The organism is Ekhidna sp., assembly GCF_965212185.1.
Classification (GTDB): Bacteria; Bacteroidota; Bacteroidia; order Cytophagales; family Cyclobacteriaceae; genus Ekhidna.
In genome coordinates this window covers 2154340-2174593 of record NZ_OZ243102.1, presented here as the reverse complement: position 1 = coordinate 2174593, position 20254 = coordinate 2154340, and the positions used below count along the sequence as shown (strand labels likewise).

Sequence of the window (20254 nt, the reverse complement as noted above, 5' to 3'; positions counted from 1 at the left end):
CATCACAATCTTTGTGTGAAAAATTTTCAATTTGATGTCATTTCTAGCTCAATCAGAAAAACGATATATTAGCTTCTTATGTCTGAATACAAAGAAATTGGATCGTTTATAGACCGCACATACAAAGTGGTCAGACAAGATTTAATAAATCGGTTTAAACACGCTGATGTAGACATCACTCCTGAGCAATGGGTTATTCTCTCGAAGATCGGTGAGAAAGACATGTATCAGACGGACCTGGCCAATATGAGCTTCCGTGATAAACCGACTGTGTCAAGAATTGTGGATCTCCTGGTTCAGAAAGAGTTAGTAGAGAGAATAAAAGATAAAAAAGATGGTAGAAAATTCCATGTACGAATAACGTCCAAAGGATGTAGCCTCATTTCAAAAGCAAACCCGGCTGTTGAAGCATCTAGAAAATTGGGATGGACAGATCTTTCTGAATCAGAATATAACACGTTAGTTACTCTGCTTGATAAAGTTTTTTCAAACTACAGCGAGAAAGAATAATTCAATTTATTTCTTCTTCTTTATTTGCATCCATGCAAATAGTGGAAGTCCGGCCATTAAAAGAATAAATCCCCAATAAACAATCTCAATCCCTGATCCGGCGATTGCCCAAATAGCAAATAGAAAAGCGATTGTTGCGATCGCACCCTTCATCATAAATCCTTTCGAAGTTCCTTCTTTTCTGGCGGTAACAATAGTGTAACTCACTGAGGTGAATAAGTAAGCAAGTAGGGATGTCATTGAAGAGAGCAAGAGGACAAATTGAAAAGCCTTGACCAGTCCTTTTGAATAATTCATTATCATCAGCGCAGAAATAAGCACACTTGAAATAACAATACTCAGAGCAGGAACTCCATTTTTGTTTTCTTTAGCGAAGATTGGAGGAAAAAGTTTGTCTCTTGCAATGGCTGCAGGTATCTGACCCTGAATAAGGATCCAACCGTTCAAAGCTCCTAATGTTGAAATAATGGCTCCTATTGCAACTAAGTTTTCCGCCCAGGGTCCCCAAATAATAGATGCTGCGTCTGAAAATGGTGCTTGAGAGTTTTGCAGTTCCTCAGCTGGTATTATTCCCATTAAAGCAGATGTTCCAAGTATGTAAATCAATGCGACAATGCCAAGTCCAAAATAGGTTGATCGAGGGATGGTTTTCTTTGGATTTTCAATGTCTCCCGAAGGAATCGTTGCACATTCAATGCCCATATATGCAAAAAAGGTCAAGGTAGCAGATGCTGTTAACGCTTGTAAATTTGATAATTCACTGATATTGAATGATCTGAAATTCTCCAGATTGATGTAGAATAAACCAAATATGGCTATTGCCAAAAGCGGGGTGATTTTAAGAATACTTGTTATTAAAGAAAAGATAGCTGCTTCTCTGATCCCTATGGTATTGATCCAAACAACACCCCACACAATGGCTAACCCGGTAATGACTGCTGTGATATTACTTGTTTGAAGCATAGGGAAAAAGACACCCAGGTAACTGACAAGCGCGATAACAATTGCCGCATTGGCACACCAGATGGAGATCCAATACCCCCATGCAACCAAAAAGCCAGCAAAATCTCCTAATCCATTTCTCGAGTACACATAAGGTCCACCTGAAGTGCCTGGTAGCATCTTGCTGAATTCAATAAATACAAATGCTAAAGCGGCTGCCCCGCATGCTGAAATGATCCAACCAAATATGCTGATGCTCCCATATGAAGCGAGTGAGGCAGGCAGAAGAAATATACCAGAGCCAATCATATTACCGATTACTAAGGATGAGCTGGTCCAAAACCCAAGCTTTTTTCGACTCATTTGATTAGCTAATGTTGGCTGTAAAAACTGTATTTTTGAAAAGATACCCCATTTTTATGAGCACACCTAAGTATTCTATCAATCCCAATATCACTGAAGCTGAAACGCTACCGGCATCCTTCTATCGGGATCAAAACACCTTTGATTTGATAAAAGAGAAAGTGTTTTATCACTCATGGCAATGGGTAGGAGACGAGAACCTTGTTAAGCTCGCCAGACAAACACATCCATTTGTTTTGTATGATGGGTTTCTAACGGAACCAATGGTTTTGACCAAAGATGATCAGGGCACTATTCATTGCTTGAGTAATGTATGCACCCACAGAGGGAACCTGGTTGCACAAAATCCAGGGTCAAATCGAAAGCTTATGTGCATGTATCATGGAAGGAAATTTGGATTGGATGGAGTGTTTGAATCCATGCCGGAATTCAAAGACACTAAGAATTTCCCGAGAGATTGTGAAGATCTCCACCGTTTTGATATCGTAAAGTGGGGCCCGATGCTTTTTGCGAACCTTGGTAGTGCTGTTGATTTCAATAAGGTAATCACAGAAATGAACAGCTACGTAGATTTTTTACCTCTAGAAGAGTTTGTACATAGCAAAGTTCAATCAAAGGATTATCTGGTGAATGCGCATTGGGCGTTGTATTGTGACAACTACCTGGAAGGATTTCATATTCCATTTGTTCATAGTGATCTCAATGAGGCGCTGGATTATGGAAGCTATGAAACGGTGCTCCATGAGCATTTTAATGTACAGATTGGATATTCTGAAGGTTCTGAGGACATCTTTGAGTTGCCAAAAGATCATCAACACCATGGGAAGCGAGTGGCGGCCTATTATTTTTGGGTGTTCCCTAATATGATGTTTAATTTTTATCCGTGGGGGCTGTCAGTGAACATTGTACGTCCAATCTCACTTAATCAGACGAAGGTTTCATTCCTGACGTACATCTATGATGAGTCGAAGTTGAATAAAGGAGCGGGGGCGCTACTGGATAAGGTGGAACGTGAAGATGAATTTGTAGTAGAGGGCGTTCAAAAAGGGTTAAAATCACGGTATTACACCTCTGGACGATTTTCACCAAAACGAGAAACTGGCGTTCATCAATTTCATCAGATGTTAGCGAAAAGTTTGATTTAGCACTTTTTACTTATTTCTTAAAATAGTAGATGCCTCTCAATCGAAACAATTCCCATGGACTTTGTTGATTATCAGTTGCCTCCTCCACGTTGATGCGGGTCTTCATAAAAACATCTTCAATTCGCTGAGGCTTTTTCATCTGTTTAACTAATTCCTGGGTATACACTCCGTTGTTGCCATCCCCATCAAAAGCGATTGCTCCCGGAGAAGTTGCAAACGCTATCACAGTTCCAGTTGGGGGTCTCATTTCCGAAAGTCCACTTCCGGCGCTCCTTGCGCCAGTCTGATAGGGGTTATTTCTACAAGCATCCAGGATTAAAATATTCAAACTTTCCTTGTTAGTGTATTCAAACACCTTCAAAAGAATATTTGTATTGATAGCTTCGAAGGTTAGATCCTTGGATCCATTTTTTAAAGTAGCATCAATTGGAATGAGATAATTATCTCCGTTTAGCTGCATCCCATGTCCTGCATAATAGAATAGCACGATATCAGCTCCATTGATTATGTAACTAAATTCTTTTATGGCTCCAATCATCGTTTGATAATTCAAATTGACATGATGATGAACCTCAAATCCAAGGTCATTTAAAGTAGTAAACATTAATTGGGCATCATTGGAAGGATTTTTAAGTGTACCAATGCCTCGATAGTCATCATTTCCTATAATTAGAGCTACCTTTTTGATGGGCGATTGTCTATCTTCTCTGATCTCATTTATGGGTACTTCTTTTTGTTCTGCAGTGTATTCCTCAGAATTTCTCTGATAAACACCGAAAAAGTTTTTAGCCAAATCAGAGTTCTTAACCACAGTGAGTTCAACCCGTCGATTCATTGCGGCTACTTCTTCCGAAAGTGGTCTTGCTCCACCATACGCATTAACCTCAATTCTTTTTTTGTCAGCACCATTTTCTATTAGAAAATCTGTAACAATGTCAGCTCTCATTTTGGCTAGTTTGATATTTGCTTTCAGATTACCCCGAAAGTCCGTATGACCTGCTACTTCAATTTTTAAATCATCGTACTCTTCAAAGCCTTTAGCTATGATTCTTAAATCCTCTTTTGCAACAGAATCTAATGTTGAACGGCCCTGATTAAATTTCACAAGAAATGTAGTCCCTTGTTTGAGGTCGCTGAAATTGATTTTTTGGGCAGCTGCTTGATTAATAAATAGCCCTAAGAACAAAAGAAGTAAACTGATTCTTTTTTGATTGGCCATGCTGGTTGAATTTGAAACCTCTTTTAAAGGTATGGAATTCAGTTGTTTGTGGCAAGTGGCTGTAAATCAATCATCCATGCGTCGCACCTCCGGCACCACGCGGGTGTCTGATACTTTCAACCATTTCCTGTACATCATTTGGTGGTGCTGGATAAAATCGTGAAATAGTAAATGATATTGTGAAGTTGACGAGCATAGCGACCGTTCCAAACCCCTCTGGTGAAATACCAAACCACCAATCTTCTTTGCTACCTCCACCAAATAGTCCAAGTTTGTACTTCATCATGTAGAATAACATCAATAAAATCCCAACGACCATTCCAGCGACGGCACCTTCTTTATTCATACGTTTATCAAATATGCCTAAGATGATAGCAGGGAAGAAAGAGGCAGCTGCTAACCCAAAGGCCAGTGCTACTACTGCCGCTACAAAACCTGGTGGATTGATTCCGAAATATCCGGCAATACAAACAGCAATGACTGCCCCAATTCGTGCCCAAACCAGCTCGCCTTTTTCGGAAATATCTGGCTTGATCTGCTTTTTGATCAGATCATGAGAAATGCTGGCTGAAATTACCAGAAGTAGCCCTGCTGCTGTAGATAGAGCAGCAGCTAATCCTCCAGCCGCTACCAATCCAACCACCCAATTAGGTAGCTTAGCTATTTCCGGATTCGCCAACACCATGATATCCCGGTCTATGGTCAATTCATTTTGATTTTCATCAGCAACGTACTGTATTAACCCATCATTGTTTTTGTCTTCAAAGGTGATTAAGCCGGTGGTTTCCCAATTTGAAAACCACTCTGGCATATTGCTATATTCTTTTCCTGATACCGTTTCGATCAGATTCGTTCGCGCAAAAGCTGCAATGGCTGGAGCAGTGGTATACAGGATGGCAATAAAGATCAGCGCCCATCCTGCGGACATGCGCGCATCTCGAACCTTCTTCACGGTAAAAAACCGAACGATTACATGGGGGAGACCTGCAGTTCCTACCATCAGAGCAAAGGTGATAGCAAACACATCGATTACTGATTTTGATCCGCTGGTATATTCCGCAAAGCCTAATTCTTTGTGCAAGCCGTCTAATTTATCTAACAAATAAGTACCGTCAGATAATGTGCCACCAAAACCCAATTGTGGAATGATGTTGTCGGTAAGCTGAAAAGAGATGAAAAAGGCCGGTACCATGAAAGCGAATATTAGTATACAGTACTGAGCTACCTGTGTGTAGGTGATCCCCTTCATGCCTCCAAGCGTTGCATAAAAGAGTACGATGATCATCCCGATAAATACTCCCGTATTGACGGGGACTTCCAGGAAACGTGCGAACACAACACCAACACCACGCATTTGACCTGCTACGTACGTGAAAGACACAATGATTGCACAGACGACCGCCACAGTTCTTGCAATGTTTGAGTAATAGCGATCACCAATGAAATCGGGAACGGTGTACTTTCCGAACTTTCTTAGATAGGGGGCAAGGAGCAAAGCTAGAAGCACGTAACCTCCGGTCCAGCCCATTAAATATACGGCTCCATCATACCCCATGAAGCTGATGAGTCCAGCCATGGAAATAAAGGAAGCAGCAGACATCCAGTCTGCAGCTGTAGCCATACCATTGGCAAGTGGTGAGACACCACCACCAGCTACATAAAAATCATTGGTTGTAGATGCCCGAGACCAAATTGCAATGATGATATACATAGCAAATGTGATTCCTACGAGTGCGAAAGTCCAGGTTTGTACGTCCATTGATTGGCTTATTTTTCGTCTACATCAAATTCCTTGTCCAGCTTATTCATCAGGCGGACATATATTAGGATCAGAACTACAAAAACATAAATGGATCCTTGCTGTGCAAACCAGAAGCCAAGTTTAAAGCCTCCCATCCGGATTGAGTTTAATTGCTCTGCAAACAAAATCCCAGCACCGTACGAAACGATGAACCAAACAGAGAGGAGGATTAGCAAATACTTCAGGTTTCGGGACCAGTACTTTTTGAGATCAGGTTTCATGGGCAGATATTAGGTTAGCATTAAAACTGAATGATAGTAAATATAGCACTTCAGGAATCTTTGAATACGCAATAATCAAATGACTGTACAAAGTCTTCTTAATCATCAAACAGGATCGGTTCAATTTGACCATGTGCTAATTCGAAAATATCGACAAACCCATAGTTAGTTAATATAATGAGAGTAGTTTCTCTGTTTTCATAGCGAAAGTTGAAACTATGATGGCCAGAGCTATTTCCTGCATGACCCGCACCTTCCTTATTCGAATTTACATTTATGATGTTAAAAACATAGCCAAAATAAGTGCCCTCCCAACCAGTGAAAACGTGATGCTCTGTCATAGGTGTCAGCAGCTTTTCATCGAATAATTGACCTGAAAACAATGCTTTGTCAAATTCAAATAAATCTATTGCACTTGACCACATACCACCTGCTGATAAAACGACTAGCGCTTGCTCATCTTTGTATCTGTTTTTTTCACTTATTTGCTCCTTTTCATTTTTAATGTATCCTTTCGCAAACCTTCCATCGCGTCCTGCATAATCCTGAACTTGGAAGTATGTATCGAAAGTTGTTCGCTTTAAGTCTAGTTTTGAAATGATATTCTCCTTGACATATTCAGGAAATGTAAGGTCGGAGATCTTCTCAACTATTGCTCCTAATATAAGGAGATTGGAGGTAGCATAGTAGACACTGTCTCCTGGCTCAAAAAGTAGTGGTTCGGTTTTAATAAATGGTAATACATCTATACACGAAGTGATGTTTTGGTAGCTAAAACCTTTAACAATTTGAAAATGACCTAATCCGGAAGAATGGGTCATTAGTTGATGAATGTTAATATTTTTTGCATTGATGAGCTCTGGGAAAAATTCCTTGATTTTAGTGTTGAAGGACAACTTGTTTTGATCAATTAACTGAGCGATTGCAACTGCAGTAAAGAGCTTCGATCCTGATGAAAGGTCAAATTGAGTGGAAAGATTCAGTGGGATTTTCCTAGCATAATCAGCATATCCAAACGCATTGGTGTACATTATTTCGTTCCCTTCCGCAACAAACACTATACCCGAGAAACGTTGTTCTTGAGATCGTGCATTGAGTAATGAATCAAGTTTTAAATACCTTTCCTGACTAACTAAGTTGCCCAAAACCATAGTAGATAACAGCAGCAGGATGAAGAATTTGATTTGATTCATTCCGAAGGAGTGTTATTAAGTATATGTATTGAATCTGCTATTCTTCACATACATTTTCTTCTACACCTCTCGCTGCTCCTTCCCAATCAAGATCAGCCATTCCTGACCAAATATTGGTTTCAGGATTACGGGAAATGGCATGTACTCTGGAAAATGCACCGTAGCGGGTAATGGCTTCAATTTCAAAGCCTTGATCCTGCCAATAGATGGAATCTTCCGCTGACCATCCGTTGGTAGGGGTATATTCAGCGCTAAACTTTGTTGCAAACACCTCACGATTTCCATCGCTATAGTCAGCTGATGGATGAATCCTGGGAGCTGCTACCGCATCTTCGATGGATAAGCCTTGATCGACGTAGCGTGAAATGACCTGAACGATACCTGAGAGTATTCGTAGGCCTCCTGCTGCACCAAGCACCATGACGGTTTCTCCGTTTTTAGTTACTACAGTAGGGGCAATGGTCGTTCTTGGTCTGGAGCCGGGAGCCTGATCGGATCCTGATAGATAGGCACCCATGGTCGAAGCATAAACAAACCCAAGCCCTGGAGTGATGACTTTTGAGCCGAATAAAGGTCCGATGGTCTGAGTTATGGAGACCACCATTCCTGAACAATCAGCCGTCACAAAATGGGTAGTATGATGGCTATCTTCTCCCCAGGTATTCCCGCTCCAATCGGTGTTTTCTGCTAAGAGCTTTTGAGGTTGTATCAAACCGGCCGCTGTTTGTTCATTTATGGGATCTGGGATGATTACCTGACCTGCTTTTTCTTTCGCCCATTCCTTGCTTTGCACCTGATCTAAGTCTTCTTCGGCATAATCATATTCCATGCTTTCCATAGAGAATGCCAATGCTTGATTGACAGCAGCCGCCCACTGCGCATCAGACATGCTGGACAGGTCAAAATTCTCCATAATATTAAGCGCCTTGACTACCAATCCACCCCCAGCAGGAGCTGGAATGGAATGAATTTCATGATCCCGATACGTAATGGAGACATACCGGGCATCAAGTGCCTGATAATTGGCTAGGTCTTCTGAAGTCACAAAACCATCATTAAGGGACATATCTGCAGCAATCATGTTTGCCGTTTCTCCTCTATAAAAGTCTTCACCGTTTGTGTCGGCTATTCGCTGCAGCGTACTGGCTAAATCCGGTTGCTTGAGAATCTCTCCAACCTGATAAGTAGTGGTATCACTTTTTAGCATTTGTTTTCTGAATCCCGGATCTTGTTTAATAGCATCAAGCCCAAGACTGTGGCGTCTAGCCTCGCCCTCCAGTAATTCAAAACCTTCTGAAGCATGTTTGATCGCAGGTTTCATGAGTTCTTTTAGAGGCATAGTGCCATGTTCTTTGTGTAATCGCATCAAGGATGCCACCACTCCCGGAATCGCTACTACACGGTGACCTGAATTTGGTGGATCTTCATCCGGAACGAAACTAGCTGGAACCTCTGTCATGCCATTGTATCCGCTGAAGCTTCCATCTGTTTGCCTGATAAAAACCTGATTTCTACCGCCAATGCCATTCATTGTAGGCTCCACCACTGCAATCACAAAAGCGGCTGCCACTGCTGCATCTGCCGCATTGCCACCGGCCTCCAACATTTGAACGCCAGCCTGAGTAGCCAATGGTTGTGCGGCTGCCACCATTCCTCCTGAGGCAGAAGACATTTTTGTGGTTTCAACAACCATGGGTTGTTTCTCTGTTTCTTGGGGAGGATTACACGAAATGAATAGAACAATGAGGATTAGCGAAATGGATAGGTTACTCTTCATCTTACATTAGGTTAGGGCAATGAAGATATGAAAAAAATAACGGAATCTGGAACGGTTATTAACGAGCGGTTGAATCGGTTTAACTACGGGTCTAGAAGTTTATTGATTCGCTTGTGAACAAACTTAATTGAGGAGAAACTGGTGTCTTCCGTGATGATGATTTTGCCGCTCCTAATTACTCCACGGACTTTCATTAGACAGAAAACCTCTTGATTTATCACAAAAGATAGATTCTTTCCGTAAATAGATCTTACTTACGGCGGTCAGCTTTTTTCTTCCTCGCCTTTATAATCTCTGGCAAAGCCATATCGAATGTCATTCAATTCTACCTCCATCACTTTTCTTTTAGAAGGTATTCCATTGCCTGGTCCAAAGCTTGTTTAAAGTTTTTTGATGTATCAAAATAGCTTATACCGTAATGTCTACACGTTTTTTCAATTCGTTTACTGTATTCCACCATATTGTGAATATGATCCTCCACATACTGCTTTGATTCCTGTGTCAGCCAGTCTTTTTTATCTTGATGGTACTCATATACCTCTTTCACCTTTTGAAGAACACTTACGTGTGCATAACCTAGGAAGCACACTCTCATACAACGGGTATGTTTCTTTTGGAAGTCAATGATTAATTCGGGAAGTACAGCTTCACCTTCAATGATTATATCTGAGTCAGACCAAATGATGCTTTCAAGTATCGCTTTTAAATAATCCCAAAGCCTTTCAGCAATTTCATCAGGCCATAATTTATCATGGATGCCATATTCTGGGATACCATTAGTGAAGCCCATGACCAGCCAGTCAAGCGACACTAATGGAATTACTCGCCTTTGCATCAGGTTTTGAGCTAGTAGCGTTTTTCCCGATCGTGATGTTCCACTGATGATATAGATCACTCCTTATCAAGGTTTAGAAAGAAAAGTTATGAAGAAAGCTCATTGAACTCAAATAGCCGTATTAATAAACGGATATATCCGGATATATCCGTTTGTAGTCGTTTGTAATTGGATTTTTATCAATGATATAAAATAATAGATTTTGAAAGCGTACAAAAAAAGAAGCCCTTTCAAGCTCCTTTTCAGTGTGATTAGTAGTGAGTCTGAAAAACCTATTCTATTACAATAGATCGGTGCGCTGTATTGCCCTTCAATGAAATTTGGAGCTGATAGAGCCCTGGCGACAGTTTTAAGTTTTGAATTAGAAATTCTGATCCGGAGGTAAGAAGTTCAGTAAACACTACTTTGCCATTTAAATCAATGATCTTGATTTGTTCATTTTGAATCGGCTCATGAAATATGATTTGAAAATATTCCGAAACCGGATTTGGAAAAACTTTCACTGCTTCTAATTTTTCAAAACCAAGAATTTTTTCAACCTCAATAGTAAAAACAGAAGTGACAGAAAGATTTCCAATGTCGGTAGATGAAATACGGACAGAAAGTTCGTCGGGAAGACTATTGGAAAGAGGTGCATTGACTAAAAGCTTATCCACTTCAATTGAAAAAAGCGCGTTATGATCATCTCCGTCACCTTCAACTAATGAATAGGTAAAACCATCATTCTCATCCTCATCAATCGAACTCAAGACACCTACTTCTGAGCCTATTTCATCAATCGTAGAAACAGCAGAGGCGCTTAGTATCAGCTCTGTAGGAGCCTCATTGATATTTTCCACCTCGATCAGAAATATTTTTGAAAATGTACCTCCAGTGTTATCAGTAGCTTGGATTCGAATCGAATGACAGGCTAGTTCCTCATAATTCAATGCTTCATTTGATTTGAGCGCTGAACCATCTATTTCAAAAGATTCATTGTTTTCACTCCCTGCTCCTGCAATGAGTGAGAAAGTAAACGAATCTTCCAAGTCTTCATCGATTGCAGTAAGGATTCCAATGGTTGATCCTGATGGTAAGTTTTCCTGAATCGTGGAATTGCTAATGGCAATGTCTGTTGGAGCCTCAGGGACATCTTCCAGTTCGATTATAAAAGATTTTGAATAAACGCCCTCATTGCCATCATTGGACTCTACTCTTATTGAATAAGTTGATTTGCTTTCAAAGTTGCCAATTTCATTAATGGACAGTTGGCCATTCTGTATGATAAAAATTCCATTGTCGTCATCTCCATCACCAGCAACTAAAGAATAGAAGTGCGTATCATTGACGTCCTGATCTGCTGAAGTTAAAGTACCGATTAATGTTCCTGCTTCTTCATTTTCTGCAATGACTGAATTTGATAAGGTTATGTCGGTTGGCGCATCATTGGTGTCAGTAATTGAAATGGAGAAAGATTTTGAAAACGTACCAAGGTTGCTATCATTGGTTTCCACTCGTATGGTGTAAACTGATTTGGTTTCAAAATCAAACGTAGTATCAGAAAGGAGATTAGCCCCCACAATTTCAAACAGTGAATTATCCGAATCACCTTCACCATTTGCCAAACTGTAGGTATATGATTCACCTGCATCTTCATCCGTCGAAGTGAACATTCCAATTGTAAAGCCACTGCTTTGATTTTCAGGTAATTCTTGATTGCTCAATGATATATCTGTTGGAGACTCACTGACATCATTAACGTCAATTGAAAATGCTTTTGAAAATGAGGCGCCTTCTGAATCAGTTGTTTGAATCCTGACGGTATAAGAAGACTTAGTTTCAAAATTGAAAACCTCCGAGGTTATCAGAAGATTGTTATCTATCGCAAATGAATTGTTATCTGAATCTCCCACTCCAGTTACTATCAAATATGTATGTGAATCATTTTCGTTTGCATCATTTGTAGTTAATGTACCAATGGTAAATCCTATGTCCTGATTTTCATCAATTACATTATTGGATAGGATAATGTCAGTAGGAGCATCATTTGCTGGAGTCACTGTTATGGTAAAGGTTTCTTCAAAAGAGTTTGTGTTTCCGTCGTTAGTAGCTACCCGGATGGAATAACTACTTTTTACATTTAAATCAAACACCTCATTTGACAGCAGTTGATTATTAGAAATTTGAAAAGAAGCGTTATCATCATCACCTGTACCCGCTATAAAATCGTATGTATAATTTTCGCCTTGATCTTCATCGATAGTAGTGAAAATGCCAACCTGTGTGCTTATTGGTTGATTTTCAGCAATCACATGACTACTCAATACCAGTCCCGTTGGGGCCTCTACAAGATCACTCACCACAATTGAAAAAATTTCTGAAAATACGCCTCCATTCTCATCATCTGTTTGTATTCTAATGCTGAGAACATCTTTTGACTCATGATTAAAAATACTGGCAGATTGGAGTTCTGCATCGACAATGGCAAAGAGTGAATTATCTGTACCTCCCTCACCTTCAACCAAAGAATAGGAATGCGTATCTCCAACGTTAATATCGGTTGTAGATAGGTTTCCTATAATGGTTCCGATGGCTTGATTTTCATCTATTGTATTGTTGGACAATGTAATGTCAGTAGGAAAATCATTCTCGTCTACTATGGTTATTGAAAAAGGTTTTGAGAAAGTGTTTTCTCCATCATTAGTTTGAATTCTAACGGAATACATCGACTTGTTTTCAAAATCAAATTGAGTAAAAGTCCTTAATTCATCTCCAACAATTTCAAATGAGGCATTATCATCATCTCCAGTTCCAGTTGAAAGACTATACACATAAGATTCTCCCATATCAGGATCGGTTGTTGAAAGTATCCCAACTACAGAACCAATGGTCGAATTCTCACCAATAGATTGGTTGCTAAGACTAATATCAGAAGGAGGTTCAGCATCATTGGTTATAGTTATTGAAAAGGATTTCTCGAAAGTGTTGCTATTGCCATCGTCTGTTTGAATTCTGATTGAGTACACCGATTTCAATTCAAAATCAAACACCTCATTACTCAAAAGTTCAGCGCCCGAAATTGTAAACGAAGTATTATCATCACTGCCCGCTCCGACAACAAGCGTATAGGTATGATTGTCCTCTGTATCCGGATCTTCTGTTGTCAGAACTCCAACAACAGTATTTGTTGCCATGTTTTCTTCAATGGTTGAATTAGAAAGCGTTATATCGGTTGGCGCTTGATTTGGTGGAGTGGTGCCTTCCCAAAAGAATACTCCATTCTGTGTGCCATCGCCTGTATAGAAGAAGGGTTCGGTATCACTAACAAAATCTCCTGTATTCCATATGCCTTTTGAAACTGCAACACTCTCTCGTCCATGACCACCGCTTCCCCATTGCACAAAATCCACCATCGCTGATGAAGAACCAAAACTTCCACTAGGAAGGTATAACCCCAAGTCAGCTTCATTGGCAAGGTTTTGCCAGGAACTGGAAGCGCCTCCGGGAGCAACAAATTCAACCTCTTCACCTGCCGCTAGATTCATAGATCCACTATTGATTGTGATCCCAGTTGTTAGATTGGAGGTGTACTTAATTAAAGAGCACAAGCGATAACCAGAGATATCTACTGTACTAGCGCCAAAGTTTTTAACTTTTATTGTATTTGTGGAGGGCTCGACATAGGTAATTCGAATTTGCGAAAACGTACAAATTGCAATAAGAATAAATGAGAAGCTTAGGGTGATCTTTTTCATAACCAAGAAAGTTTTCCTATCTAAGTTACTCAGGAATAGGAGCTTTTGGAATGAGATAACGAACTATTCAGTTCGGGATTTGCTAGTATTCTTCCATAGAAACAAAAAAAGGAGCCTTTTCAAGCTCCTTTTCCGTGTGATTAGTAGTGAGTGGTATGATTAAAGCGTTCCACGAAGCTCTTGCTCTCTTTCGAGCGCTTCGAACAATGCCTTAAAATTTCCTTTTCCGAAAGAGGTGGCACCTTTTCGTTGGATGATTTCGAAGAACATAGTAGGACGTGCCTGCACCGTCTTAGTGAAGATCTGTAATAAATACCCTTCGTCATCACGGTCCACCAAAATACCCAATGGTCTTAGCGCCTCAATGTCTTCATCTATCTGACCCACACGCTCTGTAAGCACATCATAGTAGGTGTCGGGCACTTGTAAGAATTCAACGCCTCGGCTTTTCAGATTTGTGACCGTCTGAATGATGTTGTCAGTAGCCACCGCAATGTGCTGCACACCAGCACCTTCATAGAATTCCAGGTATTCGTCTACCTGAGATTTCTTAAGCCCCGGAGCGGGTTCATTGATAGGGAATTTGATGCGTCCATTGCCATTGCTCATCACCTTACTCATAAGTGCGGTGAATTCGGTAGAGATGTCTTTGTCATCAAACGACATGATCTGTTTGAACCCCATCACTTCCTCGTAGAACTTCACATATTTGTTCATGTCGCCAAGCTCTACATTACCTACCATGTGATCCACGTATTTAAGACCTACCGGCTCTGGGTTGTAGTCCGTCTTCCATTCCTTATATCCGGGAAGGAAAATTCCGTTGTAATTTTTTCTTTCAATGAAGATGTGAACCACTTCACCGTAGGTATGGATGCCGGAACGAACCACCGTACCGTGCTGATCTTCTAGGGTATTGGGCTCCATGAATGATTGAGCTCCTCGCTTCACCGCCTCATTATATGCATGTGTCGCATCATCAACCCAAAGAGCTGTCACTTTCACCCCGTCACCGTGCTTGTCAATGTGTTTACCAATCTCGGTACCACTTTTAAGTGGAGAGGTTAAAACCAGACGTATTTTATCTTGCACTACCACGTAAGATTCACGATCCTTAACACCAGTTTCCAGGCCAGCGTAAGCCAGCGATTTAAATCCAAATGCAGACTTGTAGTAATGAGCCGCTTGTTTAGCATTGCTCACATACAATTCCAGATAGTCAGTGCCATTGATGGGCATGAAATCTTTTGCTTCGTCCGTTTTCGGTGCTGTTGCTGTGGTTTCCATGATAGCTATATTTACTTAGTTGTTATAACAACAAAATTACTCATTAATATTTGGTATTCAAATTTTACGATGGTTTGGGCATCATTGTTTAAGTCCCTCAGCGATCTTTTGATGACCGTTAAGGATGCGCTTGATTTCTTGCTCATTGGTGCTAAGGCTCCAATTGTCTTTTTCAGATGTACCACCGAGGATAATTCCATCTTTTCGCGGGAACATGTAAAGCAGACCATCATAAGATGGGTATACGTACCCGTATTTGATTTCTTCCTGTGGCAGAAGTACAGCCAGTTGTCCCTGAATAGGGATCAAGGTCTTATCACCAAACAGGTGATGGGATCCAAGCCCGGTACAGTTCATGATGACGGGTTGGTTTAGCTGTGTCAACTCACTGGTTTGATTGAACTTTCGGATAACCAACTTACCGCCCAATTGATAAAAATCATCCAGAAGAGCTTTGAGGTAAATAGGCGGTTCTATCATTAATGAATGGATCTCTTCAGTAATCGGGTGATCATTGAATGGAGAAGTGGATGCTGTCAGTTCTTTATAATTGGGATATAGATTTAAACCACCAGGAAAATCAAAATTTCCACCGAGAAAGTACGTTTTTATCCACCAGACTCCATAGCGGTCACCCACCAGGTCCTGGAACATTCGCTGTGAAATCTGCGATGCTTTATTGAATTGATCCATGAAACCTTCACCAATCTGATCCGATTCATAAACAGAAACAGGTGCCCAAAAAGCCGCAGCTACATTGGATGTAGTATTTGGTGGTAGCTTATCGGTGTAGAGTGTCACAGATTTTCCCTGCTTCAACAGTAGAATCGCAGTGGATAGACCAACTACTCCTGCTCCAAGAACAGCCACTTGTTGCGTTTCATTTTCGATCTTTGCAATGGCAAGGGAAGCCGTCCCCCATGAAAGAGAAATGCCTCCGCCACCATGACCGTAGTTGTGAATAATTACCTTATTATCGAGTTTTTGTACGCTTAGATTGAATCCTGAAGGACGATAGGGACGTAAACCCACCACTTTTCTTATCAATCGCTCGTGAGAAACATTTACGGGTGGCAATCCTGTAAAGGATACCGGGTCTGTAAGTGCATTAAATGCAAAGGAAGGGAAGCTGGTCATCAGGATTCCGGCTGCTCCAAGCTGCTTAATGAAATTTCTTCTGCTTTCTTCTTGTTGTATGTGTGTCATGGCAACAATTGTTGGAAAAAATGACTTTTATCTAATAGGTGATAAGTTACGAAATTTCACCAAATCGATCATTTTTCAACCATTCAAAAGAATCTTATGCAAGCAATAAATCCGGCTACAGAAGAACCGCTAAAAGCATTTGAAAATCACAGTGACCAAGAAATCATTAATACCATTGAGTCTGCGCATCAGGCATTTGGGGAGTGGAAGCACACTTCTTTTGAGCAAAGAGCACAATTAATGAAGTCCGCTGGTGAAGTTCTGAGAAAGGAGAGACGTGCATTCGCCAATATAATGACTCAGGAAATGGGTAAGACCTTGAAAGAAAGTGAAGCAGAAGTGGAAAAGTGTGCCTGGGTCTGTGAGTTTTATGCTGATAATGCTAAGAAATTTCTTAAAGATGAAATCATTGAAACCGATGCAACCAAAAGCTATGTCACGCATACTCCGTTAGGGATAGTCTTTGCAATTATGCCCTGGAATTATCCATTCTGGCAGGTATTTCGCTTTGCAGCACCGGGGTTGATGGCTGGAAATGTTACATTACTTAAACATGCACCAAATGTGCCAGGATGTGCGGAAGCCATTGTTTCTGTTTTTGAAAAAGCAGGATTCCCGAAAGGAGCATTTAGCAATCTATACATCAGCAATGAGCAGGCATCTAAAGTAATAGAACACAGACACGTGAAAGCAGTGACACTGACTGGTAGTACAAGAGCCGGAAAGGAAGTGGCTAAACAAGCCGGAGTGGTTTTGAAGAAATGTGTACTAGAGCTTGGTGGGAGTGATCCTTACATCATTTTGGAGGATGCGGATTTGGATTTGGCCATTGAGACGACTGTTTCCAGTCGCTTAAAGAACAATGGGCAAAGTTGCATATCCGCTAAACGATTCATTGTGCCAGAATCAATAAAAGGGGAAGTGGAGAAGCGATTAATCAAAGAAATGAGCTCCTACACATTCGGCGATCCATTGGACGATTCTACTGATTTAGGTCCATTGGTAGGAGAGAAGTACCGTGATCAATTGCATGATCAGGTACAGCGCTCGATTGCTGCTGGAGCTAAATGCATTTTAGGGGGTAAAGTACCGGAAATGAAAGGGTATTACTATCCGCCTACGATTCTAACAGATGTGAAAAAGGGAATGCCAGCTTATGAAGAGGAGCTATTTGGTCCTGTTGCGACAGTTATTACTGTGAAAGATGAAGATGAAGCATTGGAAGTAGCCAATGATTCGTTCTATGGATTGGGTGGAGCCATCTTCTCCAGTGATATTGAGAAAGCAGAGAAACTTGCAGCGACCAAGCTCGATGCAGGCTCATGTTTTGTAAACGAAATGGTCTCTTCCGATCCTCGATTACCTTTTGGTGGAATCAATGAGAGTGGCTTTGGCAGAGAGCTATCACATCACGGCATTAAAGAGTTTGTGAACGTAAAAACGGTTTATATAAAGTGAAGACTGAAAAATTCATTTTGAAATGACCTTTAAATCTCCTCCTTGGAGGAGAAATAGAGGTGGGTTGAAAAATAAGACATTTACAAAATGAATTTGGTTCATCAAACCCACCCCAGCCCCTCCTAGGAGGGGATTAATACTGCTTATCAATTTCAGATCGTTTATCTACTCATTCCTTAATGACTGCACCGGATTGGCTTTAGCCGCTCTTCTGGCCTGGTCAGAGACAATGGCAATGGCAAATCCGAGTACAACCAAACCAACAAGCGGGAAAACCCACCAGGCAATGTTCACTCGAATGGTGTATCGGTCCAAATATTGATCCAATAGGTACCATGCTACTGGTGCAGCAAGAACAAATGAAATCATAACGAGTTTGGCGAAATCTTTAGAAAGTAATCCCATGAGACTTGAGATAGTGGCTCCTAATACTTTTCTAATACCAATTTCCTTAATTCGCTGCTCGGCAGTAAATGATGCAAGACCAAATAATCCCAATCCTGTGATGATAATGGCTAGAATTGAAAAGATACTAGCCAGTTTTCTAGTGAGTGTAATGGTGGTGAATTTTCTTTCGAACTGAACATCAGCAAAGTTGTACTCAAATGGATATTCAGGATTATGTTTCTCAAAAATGGGCTGAATGGCTTTCAGGGAAGCCTGAAGGTCATCCGTTTTTTTGAGTCGCACTGAAATGTATCCACCCCAGTTTTCGAGTATAACAAACATGGGCTTGACTGGCTCATAAGGTGAGCCCATAAGTACATTATCAACCACACCAATAAGTTTGCGTTTCTCACCCCAAAGATCAAGATTGGTGCCAATTGGGTCCTCCAATCCCATCAGATCAAGTGCAGCTTTGTTAATTACGATAGCGCTGGAATCACTGGCAAATTCTTTGGAAAAGTCTCTTCCCATCAGCACATCAATTCCCATTGTTTTGGCATAGTCATATTCTGAAGTGATTGTAGTAAAAATCACTCGTTGAGTTTCAGGCTTACCAGGCCAGCCCAAAAAGTTATTCGAATTGATCTGTGTTATCTGGGAATTGGATCGTGTCACGGCTTCCACATAGCCTGATGAAAGTAATTGTTGCTTGAGCACTTCATAATTATCAGTCAGATCATTTGTAAGGTCCACGGAAATTAGATTCTCCTGATCGTATCCCAGATCCCTTTTCTTCACCAAATCTATTTGCTGGAATATGACGATCGTGCTGACAATCAATACGATAGAGAATCCAAATTGGATGACAACCAATACTTTTCGAGGTGTGGTCGCTCCTTTACCTGCTTTCAATGTGCCTTTTAGGGTTTGTGCCGGTTTGAAAGCTGACAAGTAAAAAGCAGGATAGCTGCCAGCGATAATTCCCAAAACAAGCACAATACCCACTGCACTAAGCCAAAAAACAGGAGAGGAGTAATCAATGAAGAGCTCCTTATCGACGAGATTATTATAAGAAGGCAAGGTAAGTTCAGTTAAAATGACTGCTATTAGAAAAGCCAAAAAAGTAATGAATATGGATTCTCCTAAAAACTGAGAAATCAATTTTCCCCGATTAGATCCCAGGCTTTTTCGAATGCCCACTTCTTTTGCTCGCTTTTCAGATCGTGCAGTGGCAAGGTTCATGAAGTTGATGCAGGCAATAATCAATATCACGATGGCTATGACAGTGAACAGTTGAACGTAATCACTTCGCCCGCCCGCCTCTTCTCCATCATCATTAAAGTTTGAATAAAGTCTCCATCTGTTCATGGGATACAGAAAGAAATTTTTCTCCATCCCAATTTCCGGATCCTTTTCCATTGCCAGATCGAAAATGCTTTGCTCAACATCTATTTCACGTGATGGATCATTGAGCTCTACAAACACCTGAAATGAATAGTTACCCCAGTTGGTTTTGTTGTCTTTCACCCACTCGTTGACCGATTCACGATACTTCCAGGTTGCCAGATAATCCCATTTAAAGGATGAATTTTGGGGTACATCTTTTGCAATAGCTGTGACTTGCAATGTGCCCTCATCCTCCAGCCTTACTTGTTTGCCAATCGGATCTTCATCACCGAATAGAATTTTTGCTGTTGACTCGGTAAGTATGATTGACATGGGGTCTTTCAATGCTTCTGTGTGACTCCCGGAGATAAGCGGAAATTCAAACATCTCCAAAAATTCTTCGCTTACATAATAGCCATCCTTTAGTATGCGTGTATCATCCACAGTAAGCAGGCGCTCACCACCCCATCCGGTCACCACTGAATTGACGATATTACCGTCAATGGTTTTCATTTCTTCGTACGTCGGAAGAGGAACCGATTGCCAGTTATTGAACTTGTCATCATAGTAACCACTGATCCATAATTGGTATAAGCGATCGTACTTAGGGAGAAACTTGTCGTAAGACACCTCATCAGCTACCCAAAGGAGGATAAGTACGCTACAAACGATTCCTATAGATAAGCCACTTATATTAATGATTGAGTAGAGTCCATTCTTCTTTAAGTTTCGAACAGAGATCAGAAAGAAGTTTTTAAGCATAGTAGTAAAGGTTAAGAGCTTAGTTAAA

At 40.8% G+C, this 20254-nt stretch carries 14 protein-coding genes; 3 read left to right on the top strand and 11 right to left on the bottom strand.

The features are described 5' to 3' along the window. Nucleotides 1-78 precede the first annotated feature (78 nt). Complete coding sequence (locus ACOMC3_RS09440; RefSeq protein WP_420315633.1) at nucleotides 79-510, top strand: MarR family winged helix-turn-helix transcriptional regulator; 432 nt, start codon at nucleotides 79-81, stop codon at nucleotides 508-510. Nucleotides 511-516: 6 nt separating this feature from the next. On the opposite strand, the gene ACOMC3_RS09435 is transcribed toward ACOMC3_RS09440, so the two are convergent. Then, a complete protein-coding gene (locus tag ACOMC3_RS09435) occupies nucleotides 517-1815 on the bottom strand; it encodes an amino acid permease (protein ID WP_420315632.1) in 1299 nt (432 codons plus the stop codon). Between the two features lie 56 nt (nucleotides 1816-1871). Between ACOMC3_RS09435 and ACOMC3_RS09430 the strand changes: the two genes are divergently transcribed. After that, complete coding sequence (locus tag ACOMC3_RS09430; RefSeq protein ID WP_420315631.1) at nucleotides 1872-2960, top strand: aromatic ring-hydroxylating oxygenase subunit alpha; 1089 nt, start codon at nucleotides 1872-1874, stop codon at nucleotides 2958-2960. Nucleotides 2961-2970: 10 nt separating this feature from the next. Here ACOMC3_RS09430 and ACOMC3_RS09425 read toward each other — a convergent pair whose 3' ends face one another. The 9 genes from ACOMC3_RS09425 to ACOMC3_RS09385 form a co-directional block, all read right to left on the bottom strand. Beyond that, nucleotides 2971-4179, bottom strand: a complete 1209-nt coding sequence (locus ACOMC3_RS09425; RefSeq protein WP_420319296.1) for a caspase family protein — start codon at nucleotides 4177-4179, stop codon at nucleotides 2971-2973. 70 nt (nucleotides 4180-4249) lie between these two features. After that, nucleotides 4250-5938 carry a sodium:solute symporter family protein gene (locus ACOMC3_RS09420; RefSeq protein ID WP_420319295.1) on the bottom strand — a complete coding sequence of 563 codons (1689 nt, stop codon included), beginning with the start codon at nucleotides 5936-5938 and terminating at the stop codon, nucleotides 4250-4252. A gap of 8 nt (nucleotides 5939-5946) precedes the next feature. Next, a complete protein-coding gene (locus ACOMC3_RS09415) occupies nucleotides 5947-6201 on the bottom strand; it encodes a DUF4212 domain-containing protein (RefSeq protein ID WP_420319294.1) in 255 nt (84 codons plus the stop codon). Between the two features lie 98 nt (nucleotides 6202-6299). Then, complete coding sequence (locus tag ACOMC3_RS09410) at nucleotides 6300-7394, bottom strand: serine hydrolase domain-containing protein (RefSeq protein WP_420319293.1); 1095 nt, start codon at nucleotides 7392-7394, stop codon at nucleotides 6300-6302. 37 nt (nucleotides 7395-7431) lie between these two features. Further along, the gene (locus ACOMC3_RS09405; protein ID WP_420319292.1) at nucleotides 7432-9171 is read right to left on the bottom strand and encodes a gamma-glutamyltransferase family protein; all 1740 of its coding nucleotides are present in this window, start codon (nucleotides 9169-9171) and stop codon (nucleotides 7432-7434) included. 334 nt (nucleotides 9172-9505) lie between these two features. Next, complete coding sequence (locus tag ACOMC3_RS09400; RefSeq protein WP_420319291.1) at nucleotides 9506-10066, bottom strand: hypothetical protein; 561 nt, start codon at nucleotides 10064-10066, stop codon at nucleotides 9506-9508. A 212-nt stretch (nucleotides 10067-10278) separates the two neighbouring features. Next, nucleotides 10279-13740, bottom strand: a complete 3462-nt coding sequence (locus ACOMC3_RS09395) for a T9SS type A sorting domain-containing protein (RefSeq protein ID WP_420319290.1) — start codon at nucleotides 13738-13740, stop codon at nucleotides 10279-10281. A gap of 159 nt (nucleotides 13741-13899) precedes the next feature. Further along, entirely contained in the window at nucleotides 13900-15027 is a 1128-nt protein-coding gene (hppD, locus tag ACOMC3_RS09390; RefSeq protein WP_420319289.1) for a 4-hydroxyphenylpyruvate dioxygenase, read from the bottom strand. Nucleotides 15028-15108: 81 nt separating this feature from the next. Beyond that, a complete protein-coding gene (locus tag ACOMC3_RS09385) occupies nucleotides 15109-16233 on the bottom strand; it encodes an FAD-dependent oxidoreductase (RefSeq protein ID WP_420319288.1) in 1125 nt (374 codons plus the stop codon). Nucleotides 16234-16329: 96 nt separating this feature from the next. On the opposite strand from ACOMC3_RS09385, the gene ACOMC3_RS09380 reads away from it, so the two are divergent. Continuing rightward, nucleotides 16330-17691 (top strand): NAD-dependent succinate-semialdehyde dehydrogenase, encoded by a 1362-nt coding sequence (locus ACOMC3_RS09380; protein ID WP_420319287.1) that lies wholly within the window; start codon nucleotides 16330-16332, stop codon nucleotides 17689-17691. Between the two features lie 165 nt (nucleotides 17692-17856). On the opposite strand, the gene ACOMC3_RS09375 is transcribed toward ACOMC3_RS09380, so the two are convergent. Further along, the gene (locus tag ACOMC3_RS09375) at nucleotides 17857-20226 is read right to left on the bottom strand and encodes an ABC transporter permease (protein ID WP_420319286.1); all 2370 of its coding nucleotides are present in this window, start codon (nucleotides 20224-20226) and stop codon (nucleotides 17857-17859) included. Nucleotides 20227-20254: the final 28 nt, after the last annotated feature.

Excerpts from the sequence above, each read along its gene's own strand:
- ACOMC3_RS09440 (WP_420315633.1), top strand. The coding sequence starts at position 79 with ATGTCTGAATACAAAGAAATTGGATCGTTTATAGACCGCACATACAAA.
- ACOMC3_RS09435 (WP_420315632.1), bottom strand. The coding sequence starts at position 1,815 with ATGAGTCGAAAAAAGCTTGGGTTTTGGACCAGCTCATCCTTAGTAATC.
- ACOMC3_RS09430 (WP_420315631.1), top strand. The coding sequence starts at position 1,872 with ATGAGCACACCTAAGTATTCTATCAATCCCAATATCACTGAAGCTGAA.
- ACOMC3_RS09425 (WP_420319296.1), bottom strand. The coding sequence starts at position 4,179 with ATGGCCAATCAAAAAAGAATCAGTTTACTTCTTTTGTTCTTAGGGCTA.
- ACOMC3_RS09420 (WP_420319295.1), bottom strand. The coding sequence starts at position 5,938 with ATGGACGTACAAACCTGGACTTTCGCACTCGTAGGAATCACATTTGCT.
- ACOMC3_RS09415 (WP_420319294.1), bottom strand. The coding sequence starts at position 6,201 with ATGAAACCTGATCTCAAAAAGTACTGGTCCCGAAACCTGAAGTATTTG.
- ACOMC3_RS09410 (WP_420319293.1), bottom strand. The coding sequence starts at position 7,394 with ATGAATCAAATCAAATTCTTCATCCTGCTGCTGTTATCTACTATGGTT.
- ACOMC3_RS09405 (WP_420319292.1), bottom strand. The coding sequence starts at position 9,171 with ATGAAGAGTAACCTATCCATTTCGCTAATCCTCATTGTTCTATTCATT.
- ACOMC3_RS09395 (WP_420319290.1), bottom strand. The coding sequence starts at position 13,740 with ATGAAAAAGATCACCCTAAGCTTCTCATTTATTCTTATTGCAATTTGT.
- hppD (WP_420319289.1), bottom strand. The coding sequence starts at position 15,027 with ATGGAAACCACAGCAACAGCACCGAAAACGGACGAAGCAAAAGATTTC.
- ACOMC3_RS09385 (WP_420319288.1), bottom strand. The coding sequence starts at position 16,233 with ATGACACACATACAACAAGAAGAAAGCAGAAGAAATTTCATTAAGCAG.
- ACOMC3_RS09380 (WP_420319287.1), top strand. The coding sequence starts at position 16,330 with ATGCAAGCAATAAATCCGGCTACAGAAGAACCGCTAAAAGCATTTGAA.
- ACOMC3_RS09375 (WP_420319286.1), bottom strand. The coding sequence starts at position 20,226 with ATGCTTAAAAACTTCTTTCTGATCTCTGTTCGAAACTTAAAGAAGAAT.